The organism is Embleya scabrispora DSM 41855, from assembly GCF_000372745.1.
GTDB lineage: Bacteria > Actinomycetota > Actinomycetes > Streptomycetales > Streptomycetaceae > Embleya > Embleya scabrispora.
This window is the reverse complement of the sequence record NZ_KB889692.1, coordinates 20,899-33,046: the sequence shown is the minus strand read 5'-3', so window position 1 is coordinate 33,046 and position 12,148 is coordinate 20,899. Positions and strand designations below refer to the sequence as shown.

Below are 12,148 nucleotides of genomic sequence, written 5' to 3'. Positions count from 1 at the left end.
TCGCCGTGACCGCCGAGCCCGTGCCCACCTACCAGCTCAAGATCGCCCTACGGAACACCAGCCCGCCGATCTGGCGCCGAGTCACTCTGCCCGCCGACACCTCGCTCGGCTGCCTGCACGACATCGTCCGACTCTGCTTCGGCTGGGACGACTCGCACCTGCACGCCTTCGCCGAACCCGGCTCCGGGCGCCGATTCGTCGACTTCGACGCACCATCGGAGCGCGATCCCGGCCACGACTTCGACGAGGAGTCCGTGTCAGTGGCCGAGCTACTGTCCTCCGAGGGTGAACGGCTGGAGCACACCTACGACTTCGGCGACGACTGGCGGCACCTGATTACTCTGGAGAAGGTCCTCCCCGCTTCCCCCGGCAACGGGGTGGCCGGCAACCGACCCACCGGCAGTCGGCACGTCCGCTGCACTGGTGGACGCCGCGCCATGCCCTACGCCGAGGACACCGGCGGCGCCTGGGCACTGCAGGCCGTACTCGACGCCGTCGTGGACCGCACCGCACCGGCCCCCGAGCCGTGGACCGACCTGGTCGAAACCCTGCGCATGGAGGGATTCGACCCCGCTGCCTTCGACCACGAGGCGTTGGACCGGCGACTGGCCGCGCTGGAGCCGCGGCGGCCCACGGCCACCCCGGCATCCAGGTCGACCAAGGCTGCCCCCGGCGGGCGGCGCTGCTCCTGCGGAGAAAACCACGACGGCGAGGACGTCGACATGGAGTTCGCCCCGGTACGCCCGGTCTCCCTGCCACCGCGCGCGGACCTCGCCGCCGCCGCACGGCAGGTACCGCTGATCGCCGCCGCGCTCCGCCTGGCCCACTGGTGCGAGGGCGGACGAGCCGTCACGTCCCGGGACGTGCTCAAGCCCGCACTCGGCCGCCGGGCCGTCCAGGAACTCGAACTGTGGTCCCTGGACGACGAGCTGAGCGCACTCCGGCCGGCGGAGCGCGAGCAGCGGCTGGGACGCCTGCGCAGCTCCGGCGACCTGCCCTGCCTGGACGACCCCTGGCAGCTCGTCCTGTACACGGACCTGGTGCGGATCGGCGCAGGCACCGCACGACCCGGTCCCGACCTGCCCGCCACGGCGGAAGACGAAGGAGTCGTGGAGTTCTGGTGCCGGTCGATCGAGGGCGAACTCGACATCCTGGACGACCTCGAAAGCCTCGGCCTGCCCCCGATGTTGTCGATCGCGCTGGGCATGGAGGACGAGGACGGCTACGGCACGGGCTTGGCGGCTGTCGTGTTGCGGGCACTGTACGAGGTTCCCGACGGCGAATGGCTGGACACGGCGATGCTCGCCGAGGCTCTTCGCGACGGCGCTCTCCGCGACGGCCTCTCCAAGCAGGAGGCAGGATTGGTCGAACTGCTCCTCCTGCGGATCCTCGACCAAGCGGCCGTGGTCCTCGCCGAGTACCGGGCGGCAGAGGTGGAGAACGGCCCGAAGACGGATCGGGAGCACGACCGCATCCTCTCGGACATCCTCGGCCTCCAACGAATCATCGACGGGGGCGACGACCTCTCCGGGCCCGGGATCCGGCTCAGGCTGACCCCGCTGGGACGCCTCGGCCTGCGCGAATACCTGCTCGCCGAGGGAGTCCCCGCTCCGCTGATCGGTGAGCTGGCCGCCGTCGACGCCCCGACCCTGCTCGACGGCCTACTCGACTACGACCAGGACGCCGCGCGCGCCGAGATCGCCGGCTGGATCAGCCACCGGGGTCAGGGCCCGGCCGCGGTCCAGATCATCGACTCCTGCGCCGGACTGGACGCCGACGCGGCCCTGCGTCGCCTGAGCGCGACAGCGGTGCTGGCGCAACTCGACGAGCCCACCGCGCTCAGGGTCCTGCGCAAAGCCGCGGCCTCCCAGGTCCCCGGCTGCGCCCAGATCGCGGCGATTACGCTGGCCGGCCGCGGCGAGATCCCCGAAGGACACGGCCCGGAACTCCAACTCTGGTGGCTCGTGGACCATCTGTGGGGTCCACTCGGCGTCGCCGACGAGGCACTTGCCACATTCCTGGACCAGGAGGGGGACTCGGTGCTGCCCCTCCTCGATGAGATCGCCGACGACCTGTGGCGCTGCGACCACCCGGCCACCGGCGCCGTCCTGGGAGCGGCGGGGCGACACCTGAGGGCCCGGGACAAGGCGCTGGCCAAGCGGCTGCGCAGGTCCGCGACCAAGGTCGGATCCCAGCGCCGACGGTGACGTCGAACGTATGGCGAAGCGGTCGGCAGAGCCTCACCGGCCGACCGCCCCGATCCGCGAGGCAGGTGTGCGATACCGGTCCAGCGCGCGAGGACGGCCGCCGGCGGCCTCAGGAGTCCTCGGGTGGTGCGGCGTTTCCCGGCCCCAGGGCCGTTGCGGTGTCATGGCCCTCCCACCCTGATGGTGTTCGCCAAAGGAGGTGGACACCGAAGACGCCCTTGATGGTGTCGGCGGCCCAGTCCTGGGCGGGGGGTTCGGAGAGGACCAGGTAGAGGCGGTCGGCCCTGCGCGGCAGCGAGTAGTCGATCTCCAGGAGCCGCGCGGCGCCGGCTCGGAGGTCGGCGTAGGCACAAAGCCCGGCGCCGAGGACCTCGTACACGAAGTGTCCGTCGCCGCCCACGCGGCTGACGTCGACCGTGGGTGAATCGGACGGCTTCAGCCCCGCCCACAGCAGAGCCGCCTTCAATTCGTGACGTACCGCCTCGTGTGTGTTGCAGTTGCGGTCGGCATCGGAAGCGACTGCCAGCTCGTCCAGGAGGGTGGTGTTCACCGGTGCCTGCCGAGGGTGAGGGATGTGTTGATCATGATCGGATTCGACGCCCTTCGATGCAGTCGCGGCTTGTGGTTCGGCTGTAGGTGTCACCGCGTCGGATGACATACCGTCTCGGGGCTCGTCATCGGCCGGCTCACGCAAGGCGACTCGGGCCGCGGACAGGGCGTCGGACCAGTCGACCAACGTCGGGTCGGAGCGGAGCTCGGCGGACACGGTCGAGCCATCGGCCCCAAGCGCGTCCCGGGTGCGTTGGGCCAGGTCGCGCAGGGCGATCAAGCGATCGGTGTCGGGTGAGCCGAGCAGGCGCCAGACGCTCAACCAGTCCGCCTGCTCCCGGCGCAGACACCGATTCGCGATGTCCTTCAAATCCGCCAGGCGCGTGGCGGCGTTCGACGGGAACTCGCCTTCGAGTTCCCTGAGGATGCTCAGTACGTCGAGCGCCGCCGCGAAGCGTTCCACCATGTCCGAGGGGATCGGCTTGCGACCGAAGTCGCCGGCCGAGACCAGGCTGACGCGTGCCTCCACGCGCACCACCCAGCAATCGAGTTCGGCGCCGATCACCGGGGGCGGCGAGCCGTGTCGGGCGACGAGGAAAAGCGTGCGCGTCGTTGCCGGTGCGATGGCCTGCACCTTCCAGTGCGGGCCCTTGCCGGCGGCAACGACCCGAACGCGCACCCGGTCACCGACCGCCGGCCCGGTCGGGCTCGACGCCATTTCGGGCATGGTGGCGGCTTCGGCCGCGTCCGGGACAGTGTGCGTTTCCGCGACCACTGGGCTGTCGTCCCGCAGGGCACCGCCGATAAGGATCTCGGGCAGGGGTGACGTGTACAGGATGGTCAGGCTCTGTGTACTGCGTGTCAGGGCCACATAGAGCTGTCGTGCGCCCGCCGGCTCACGGTCGACGATGGCAGCCGGGTCCAGGACGATGACGTGGTCGTACTCCATCCCCTTGGCCTGGCTCGCGACCAGGACGGAGACCGTCGCGCGTTGTTCCGGGGTCAGGCTGTCGGCGCGACCCAGGAATGCCCCGATCTCGGCCAACCAGCGGGACCCGTCCGGTACGACGACCGCGATCGACCGCAAGGACCTGCCGTCCGTCCCGACGAGCCGACGCGCGCACGCGAGGACCGCATCGGTCACCTCTCCCGAATCCAAGGCGATCAGACTCACCGGTTCGCCCTCGGCTCGCCGTACGGCCACCGGGAAGGGAAGCGAAGGTGCCACCGCCCGCGCCAGCGGGGCCACGAACTCCATGATCTGGGCCGGGATCCGGTAGCTGGTATTGAGCTCGGTCGCACGCCAAACACCCCCGTCGGCCAAGAGCGCGCCCAGCCGCTCCCAGTCGTCGTAAGGGTGCGGGCCGGTGGCCTGTGCCAGGTCTCCGAGGACGGTCATCGATCCGGTCGGGCAGCGCGATCGTAATGACCTCGCCTGCATGGGCGTCAGATCCTGCGCCTCGTCGATCACGATGTGGCGGTAGTGCTGTGGGGTCTCGCCCGCGATCAGGAAACGCAGTTCCTCCAGGCAGACCAAGTCGTCGAGCGTCCAAGCCTCCTCGGCCGCGCTCAAGGCCCTCGGCCTTCGCAGCGCGGCCTGCTCGGCCTCATCGAGAATCCCGGACGCGCACTCGCGAAGCCTGTCCGTGGAGTCGAACAGACTCCTGAGCGCCTCCTCGGGGCTGAGAGCCGGCCAGGCCCGCTCGACGAGCGCCACGACGTGCCTGTTGCGCTCCAGGTCGCGGCGCACCGTCGCCTCACGCCCGCGTCGTGGGGCGACTTGGGCCAACGTCTTCAACAGTTGATCCACCAACAGGTGGCGGAACCGATTGCGACGCGCCCGGTACGCCCCACTGACCTCGTCCGCGGCACGCAGGAGTTCGAGCACCTCCGATCGTGGCAGGCGCAACGACGTACTGCCGATCGTGACCATGAACGCGGGTTCGTCCCGCTCGTCCGAGGAAGCGACGAAGAGGGTGTCCAAAGCCCCTGGCCTGCGCTCGCTCGCCACGCGTCGGCGCAGCACCTCGGTCATGCGATCGTCGGACTTGATCAACCGCGTCTCGGCGGAATCGGCGCCGCGGATGTCACCCGCCCAAAGGCGGGCGAGTTGAACCGCGTTGACGTTTCGCGTGCCCAGCGTGGGCAGGACCCGCCCGACGTATTCGAGAAAACCCTGGTGTGGACCGACGACCAGAATGTCCTGTGCGCGAAAGTGGTCGTTGTTCACGAGCCAGGTCACCCGATGCAGCCCGACCGCGGACTTTCCGGTCCCTGGGCCGCCCTGTACGACGAGTACGTCCGCCGGCGAGTCGGTGACCAGGGCCATCTGGTCACGCCGGATGGTCTCGACGATGTCGCGCATACGCCCGCTGCGAGATCGGTGAAGTTCGCGCAGCAGGAACTCGTCCACCTGCGTGGGCTTCTTTCGAAGACGATCCGAGACGTCTCGGGGTGAAGGCACGAAACGGGGACCCGAACCTTCACCGACCGCCGGCTCGTCGGTGGCGTCAGGAAATACCGGGTCGTCGCCGTAGTCGAGCACGGGTTCGCCGTCCAGGACACCGTCGGCGGGTGCCGCCTCCCGGGAAATCTCGTCGAAGTAATCCTCGACGATGCGCTCGGCGCAGCGTAACTGCCGGCGCAGCAGCAGCTCACCCGGCGTTTCGGGGCGGGCGTTGTGCCACTTCACGGCCAAAGGTGTCGTCCACGAGACCACCAGACGGTCGCCGGTCTCGACATCCGCCACGGTGCGCCGCCCGACGTACCACGTCTCCGGCTCCGGTTCGCCCGGCTCGTGCACGTCCACCCGACTGATCACCAAGGCTTCACCGTCGAGACCGCCGTACTCGGCGGCCCTCTTCTCGGCATCGGCCTTGGTGACGATCGAGTCCTTGCCGCTGGCCGACGCCGAAGCCGGCGACTGGGCCGTCATCTCCCGCAGTTGTTGCTCGTAGCACTCGTACGCGCGGTCGACGGCCTTTTGCTCGACGGCGATAACCGCATCCCGTGGATTCGTTCCCACGTATCCCCCTCCAGGCAGCGTCTGCACGCTGCGACGAGTCGAAGCCCTGGTCCTGTGCCGACGTGTCGGCGAGTGGCGACGCGCGAAGTTCGATCAGGTTTCCAAGCAGGCCAGGACCTGTACCACCGCGATGTGGCCACCGCCGCAACTGGTGCTCGGTGAGCCCGAACTCGTAGTGGTGGTAGTGACATCCCTGGCAGAGCATGCCCCACGTGGCCCAGCCCGACGGGCGGTTTCCGCTTCTGTACAGGTACGAAAGCAGAGAGACTGCGTCGCCGGCGCCTGGGATCGGAGGGGATCGCCTCCCGTGTCGATCCGGTCCGACAGGATCGCTGGAGAAACGGGAACAAGCCGAACGGATTGCCGCTAGCCGGGCTTATCAATGCACTGTGGCTTCCGCGTGGTTCGGGAGGGCTCGACGCAATTCTTGGATTCGGCGGCGGACTTCGGGTACGGGCATGCCTGCGGCCGGAGTCGGCGGTTGGTCGTGGCGGCATGTTCGGCAGAGGCCGCCGGGGAGAGCGTCGGGAGGGCCTGGAGCGGCGCAGTTGGTGCATTCCATGAGACGGCGGACAGGTGGAGTCGGCACCCGGGGAGTCGGACCTTCGGCCCGCGCGGGCTCCGGGGGCAGCTTTTCGGTGAGTCGTCTGCGGGTGAAGGCGCCCGGGGCGTGGATGTGCTCGGGCAGGCCGGCGGTCAGCGCGAGGACGAGCTGCGGTTTGCTGATTCCGCGTGCGAGCCAGGTGGCGGCGAGCGGTTCCAGCGTGACGCAGTCGGCGGCGGAGAGGGTCAATCGGGCGTCTTTGTGGCCGAGTTCGGCGAGGGCTTCGTAAGCGACCGAGGGCGGGCCGGCGAATGGCGTGGAGGAACGTGCGCCAGGTGGTGAGTCCGTCGGCTGCCTGGCGCGCGGGGTGGGCTCACGTAGGCGCGGCACGGTGGGAATTGCGGGCGGGCGGGCTTCCCGGCGGGCCATGGGAGGTGGGGGCGAGGTCGACTCCGAAGGCTTGGTCCGTACCGGTACCGGCACCGATACGGGTGCCTGTGTTGGTGAAGTCGGCGTGATGGCCGGTGGGCCGACGGTCAGGAAGTGGGCCCACCATGCGTCGTCGCGGGCCGCGGGAGAGAAGTACGTCCGGTACACCCAGCGGGTCCGGTCGCCGCCGACGGACTCACGGACTCGGCGGAGGTGGCCGGCCGTCGACAACGCGGTGAGTGCCGAGCGGACGGCTTGTTGTCCGTAGCGGGGAAGGGACTTGGCGAGCGTCTTGACGTCCATCGCGGCGCCGTCCGGCAAACGGTCGACGTAGGAGGCGATATACGCCTCACGCTCGGGCAGATGTGCGAAGTCGCGCCTGCGGCGGGAGGGTTGGTCGGAGATTGCGCGTTTGCCGTAACCCGGATTGGCCATTGGGTGCGCGGATTGGCACGGGGCGGCGTTAAGGTTTTCGGAAGCCATGGGATCGCCTTTCACGATCGTTGTGGTCAGACCCCGGTTCGGTGTTGGTGCACCTGCCGGGGTCGTTCGTTGTCGCGAACTTATGGCGCTGCAACGCTGCGCGGCAAGCTGGTCACGAATAGTCATACATGCAGATTGCGATGAGGTCGCGCGCACCTCTCGTGCGCCTCACGCGCACAGGGAGGGCGGGTGGGTGGGTTAATGAACCACCCAATCCAATAAGAAGGCGCTCGGGTCTCGAATCTCGACGCTCGCCACCCGAAGCCTGTGCTTCGAGCTTCGGGGCCGGCGAAAACGACCCACAGGCCGCCTGTTCGCGGAGCGGCGCACCGGACAGGCGGCGCGCGAGGTCGCCGGCCATCGACTCATCCAGGCCCGGGAGCCTCCTCTTCGCGAGTATCCATTTCCGCGAAGACGACCTTGCCCGGCCCCGATCGCTCGGTCACTCCCCAACAGGCCGCGACGGAATCGACGAGCATCAGGCCCCGGCCGCTCTCGGCATCTGCGGCCGGCGGCGCACTCACGGGTCGGGCGGGGTGAGCGTCGGCCACCTCGACCCGAACCACACCGGTCGCCCTGTCGTAGGCGAGTCGCAGTGCGAAGTTCGCGCCACTCGTGGGCTACTCGGGTCACTACGTCGCCAAAATCGAGCAGGGCAAGCGCTTCCCGCCCAGGGACCTGGTGACACGCTCCGAAGCGGCGCTCGGACCGACCGCGGGGCGCGTGCTGAAGGCGGCGGCGCAGAGCTTGTCGCGTAAGGCGGGGTTGGCGTCGTGGTTCCGGCAGTGGGCGGGGATCGAGGAGGACGCGGTGTCGCTGTACACATACGAGTGCCGGGCGGTCCCGGGACTGCTGCAATCAGAGACGTATGTCCGAACCATCTTCGAGCGTAGGCTGCCTCCGCTGTCCGAAGAACAGCGGGCAACCCGGGCTGAGTACCGCGACGGCGGCCAAGCCGGGGCAGGGCCGGTAGAGCGACGGTCGGTGTCCGAGTCGGGCACGGCGCCGGCCTGCGGGAATCAAGCGGCCGGTGTCTATGGTTGTCCGGTTGGTCGGCTTCGATTCGCCCCGCCGGGGGTCGGCGAGTGCAGCCGTTGTCGTCTTTACGAACGAGGTAGTACAGCCATGCCGTCAGCCCGTGCGCGGATGCGCCGTGACCCCGTCGTCGCCGAGTCGGCGCCGGGCAGGCGAACCGGTCGGGCGCCCGGGGCCGTGCTGACGTTGGTCGCGCTGTTCCTGATCGCAATCAATTTGCGTGGGGCGATCACGGATGTGCCGCCGCTGCTCACCTCCATTCGGGACGATCTCGGGCTGTCGGGGGCCGCTGCCGGAGTGTTGACGGCGATTCCGGTGGTGTCGATGGGGGTGTTCGCGCCGCTCGCGCATCGGGGGGCCGCGCGGTACGGGTATGAGCGCACCGTGGCCGCGTCGGTGGTCGTGCTGCTGGTGGGGGTGCTGATCCGGCTGGGTGGGGCCTCGGTCGTACTGCTCTTCCTGGGCACGTTGGTCGCCGGCGCCGGGATCGCGGTCCTGGGCGCGGCGCTGCCGGGTGTGGTCAAGACGCACTTCGCCGAGCACGCGGGGGCGGTCACCGGGTTGTACAGCGCGGCGGTCGGCGTCGGCGCGGCGGGCGCGAGCGCACTCGCCGTACCGCTGTCGGACGGATTCGGGTCCTGGCAGCTCTCCCTCGGCGTGGTCGCGGTCCCCGCCGTGCTGGGGCTGCTCGCCTGGCTGCCGGTGATCCGACGCGCGAAGCCGGTACGGACCGACCCGAGCCGCACGAGGTCCACCGGCCCGAGCCGCGCAGGCACCACCGACGCGACCGCGGCCCGGCCCACGCCGCCCACGCCCGCACCGGCCGCCGCGGCGCCCGACACCTCCCCCTGGCGACGCCCCGTGGCCTGGATCCTGGCGGTCTTCCTGGTCATGCAGACCAGCGCGTACTACGGCGTGGTCGGCTGGGTTCCCGCCGCCTACGAGGAGCAGGGCTGGAGCGCCGAGCGGGCCGGGCTGCTGCTGTCCGTGTTCGGCCTCACCGGCATCGTCTCCGGCCTGGTGATCCCACTGCTCGCGGACCGCTTCACCGACCCTCGGCCGCTGTTCGCGGTCACCGTCGCGGGGGCCGTGGTCGGCATGGGCCTGCTCGCGTTCGCGCCGAATCTGGCGCCGTGGCCCACCATCGCGCTGCTCGGCCTCACCCTCGGCGGCGCGTTCCCGTTGATGCTGGTGATGCTCGTCCGCTTCGCGCCGAGCCCGGCGGCGGCCGGCCGGCTGTCCGCGATGACGTTCCTGATCGGCTATCCGATCGCCGCCGTGCTGCAGATCGTGTTCGGCACGATCCACGACGCGACCGGCGAGTACACGGCGGTGTTCGGCGTGCTGTTCGCGATGACGTTGGTGGAACTGGCGGTCTGCCTCGGGTTGAATCCGAAGCATGCCCGACACTCCTGACCGTCCGTCACCGCAGACCGACACCCCCGACCACCCCTCACTGTCCGTCCTCCCGTCACCCGTGCTCCCGCCACGCTTTCGGGCCGTCCCCTACGTCTACGCCCGACACCCGCAGGCCGTCGCGGCCGGTGACCTGACGGCCGGCGCCAACTGCCAGCTGTACGCGTACGCCTTCCTCGCCCACCACGGCCTGCACGTCCCGCCGCTGCGCTCGTCCGAGTTGTGGGCCGACGACACCGCGACCGTGCGGGTCACCGAGCCCGCGCCGCTGGATCTGCTCCTGTTCGACGCCGGCCCGCGCCCGGACCGGGATCCGGGCTACGCCGCGCACGTCGGGGTTCATCTGGGCCCGGATCGGGTGCTGCACCTGTGCCGGGAGGTCGGTCGGCCGGCCGTCTGGTCGTACGCCGAATTCGCCGCGCACCCCGGCTACTCACGCCTGTTCGGAGTCAAACGGTGCCGCTCGGTGACGGAACACAATCACCCCCTCCCGTAGTTGAATTGCGACATGCCCGCTCGTGAGAACAGCGCCTTCGACGCCACCGCCACCGCCACCGAACCGCAGACCCCGACCGACGCGCCGCCGCCCCCCGTCCCGGCCTGGGAACGCCGCTACCGCGCGGCCCGGATCGGCCTGCCGCGCTGGGCCGACCACGCGCCGGCGAAGTCCGTCTTCGTCTCCAACGCCTCCGGCACCTTCGAGGTGTACGCGTGGGACCGGGTCAGCGGTGCGCAACGCCAGGTGACCGACCGACCCAACGGCACCTCGGCGACCCGGATCAGCCCGGACGGGCACTGGATCTGGTGGTTCGCGGACACCGACGGCGACGAACTGGGCGTCTGGATGCGCCAGCCGTTCGACGGCGGCCCGGACGAGGTCGCCGTCCCCGGCCTGGAGCCGTCCTACCCGGGCGGCCTCGGCCTGGCCAACGACGGCACCGTCGTGGTCGGCCGGATGACCGACGACGAGGGCTCCACGATCCACGTCGCCCGCCCCGGCGCCGAGCCGGTGACCGTGTACCGCCACACCGAGTCGGCGTGGTTGTCCGCGCTGTCCGAGGACGGCACCCACCTGGCCATCGCGCACAACGAGCACGGCGACGCGATGCACGCGTCGCTGCGCGTACTGCGCCTGGACGGCACGCACGTGGCCGACCTGCACGACGGCCCCGAGGGCGGCCAGCCGGACTCGGACCTGTCCGCGATGGGCTTCTCCCCCGTCGCCGGCGACCAGCGCGTACTGGTCATCCACCAGCGCCGCGGCCGGGACGAGCCGCTGCTGTGGGAACCGCTGACCGGCGTCGAGACCGAACTCGACCTCGGGCTGCCCGGCGACCTGTCCGCCGACTGGTATCCGGACGGTCGTGCGCTGCTGATCGACCACGAGCAACACGGGCGTTCCGAGCTGTACCGCTACGACCTGGCGAGCGAGGAACTCACCCGGATCGACACCCCGCCGGGCACCATCGGCGGCGCCGGCGCCCGGCCCGACGGCAGTGTCGAGTACCACTGGTCGAGCGGTTCGACCCCCTCCGAGCTGCGCTCGACCTCGGGGGACGTGCTGCTCACCCCGCCCGGCGAGCGCCCGCCCGGTTCGGTCCCGGTCTCCGACGCCTGGGTCGAGGGGCCGGGCGGCAAGGTGCACGCGCTGGTGTCCAAGCCCGCCGGCGAGGGTCCCTTCCCGACCGTGTTCAACATCCACGGCGGGCCCACCGCGCACGACGGCGACCACTTCGCGGCGGACGTCGCGGCCTGGGTCGACCACGGCTTCGCGGTGGTCCGGGTCAACTACCGGGGCTCGACCGGCTACGGCAAGGACTGGACCGACGCGCTGCGGGTACGGATCGGCCTGATCGAGCTGGAGGACATCGGCGCGGTGCGCGAGTGGGCCGTCGAGTCGGGCCTGGCCGACCCCGAGCGGATCGTGCTCTCCGGTGGCTCGTGGGGCGGCTATCTGACCCTGCTGGGCCTGGGCGTCCAGCCCGACGCGTGGGCGCTGGGCCTGGCCGCGGTGCCGGTCGCGGACTACGTCACGGCGTACCACGACGAGATGGACGTGTTGAAGGCGATGGACCGCACGCTGCTGGGCGGTACGCCCGAGGAGGTGCCCGAGCGCTGGGCCGCGTCCTCGCCGCTGACCTACGTCGAGAAGGTGCGGGTACCGGTCTACATCAGCGCCGGCGAGAACGACCCGCGCTGCCCGATCAAGCAGATCGAGAACTACGTCGCGCGTCTGGCGGAACTCGGCAAGCCGCACGAGGTCTACCGCTACGACGCGGGCCACGGCTCGCTGGTCGTCGAGGAGCGCATCCGGCAACTGCGCAAGGAGTTCGCCTTCGTCGACCGGGTCATCGGCCTGCCGATCCCGAACCCGGCGTAGGGCCTGTCCGGCGGATCCCGGCGGGTCCCGGCGGCCCGCGCCGGCTTGATCCACCGGGATCCGCGGCAAGCCCCGGCGGC

The 12,148-nt window shown here is 70.4% G+C and carries 5 protein-coding genes and 1 pseudogene; 5 read left to right on the top strand and 1 reads right to left on the bottom strand.

The features are described from left to right. The first annotated feature begins 5 nt into the window (after positions 1 to 5). On the top strand, positions 6 to 2,207 hold the full coding sequence (locus tag A3IC_RS0135780) for a plasmid pRiA4b ORF-3 family protein (protein WP_020554894.1): 2,202 nt from the start codon (positions 6 to 8) through the stop codon (positions 2,205 to 2,207). 109 nt (positions 2,208 to 2,316) lie between these two features. Here A3IC_RS0135780 and A3IC_RS0135775 read toward each other — a convergent pair whose 3' ends face one another. Beyond that, positions 2,317 to 5,781 carry a HelD family protein gene (locus tag A3IC_RS0135775; RefSeq protein ID WP_020554893.1) on the bottom strand — a complete coding sequence of 1,155 codons (3,465 nt, stop codon included), beginning with the start codon at positions 5,779 to 5,781 and terminating at the stop codon, positions 2,317 to 2,319. A 2,071-nt stretch (positions 5,782 to 7,852) separates the two neighbouring features. On the opposite strand from A3IC_RS0135775, the pseudogene A3IC_RS73745 reads away from it, so the two are divergent. The 4 genes and pseudogenes from A3IC_RS73745 to A3IC_RS0135755 form a co-directional block, all read left to right on the top strand. Continuing rightward, positions 7,853 to 8,179: pseudogene (locus A3IC_RS73745) on the top strand (Scr1 family TA system antitoxin-like transcriptional regulator); the annotation flags it as partial. Between the two features lie 183 nt (positions 8,180 to 8,362). Then, positions 8,363 to 9,688 carry an MFS transporter gene (locus tag A3IC_RS58425; protein ID WP_079026886.1) on the top strand — a complete coding sequence of 442 codons (1,326 nt, stop codon included), beginning with the start codon at positions 8,363 to 8,365 and terminating at the stop codon, positions 9,686 to 9,688. Further along, positions 9,672 to 10,184, top strand: a complete 513-nt coding sequence (locus A3IC_RS0135760; RefSeq protein WP_245599765.1) for a cell wall hydrolase — start codon at positions 9,672 to 9,674, stop codon at positions 10,182 to 10,184. The genes A3IC_RS58425 and A3IC_RS0135760 overlap by 17 nt, the downstream gene beginning before the upstream one ends. Before the next feature lie 12 nt (positions 10,185 to 10,196). After that, complete coding sequence (locus tag A3IC_RS0135755) at positions 10,197 to 12,068, top strand: S9 family peptidase (RefSeq protein ID WP_020554889.1); 1,872 nt, start codon at positions 10,197 to 10,199, stop codon at positions 12,066 to 12,068. Positions 12,069 to 12,148: the final 80 nt, after the last annotated feature.

What these genes read in the sequence shown, in the direction of transcription:
- A3IC_RS58425 (WP_079026886.1), top strand. Translation starts at nt 8,363, where the DNA reads ATGCCGTCAGCCCGTGCGCGGATGCGCCGTGACCCCGTCGTCGCCGAG.
- A3IC_RS0135760 (WP_245599765.1), top strand. Translation starts at nt 9,672, where the DNA reads ATGCCCGACACTCCTGACCGTCCGTCACCGCAGACCGACACCCCCGAC.
- A3IC_RS0135755 (WP_020554889.1), top strand. Translation starts at nt 10,197, where the DNA reads ATGCCCGCTCGTGAGAACAGCGCCTTCGACGCCACCGCCACCGCCACC.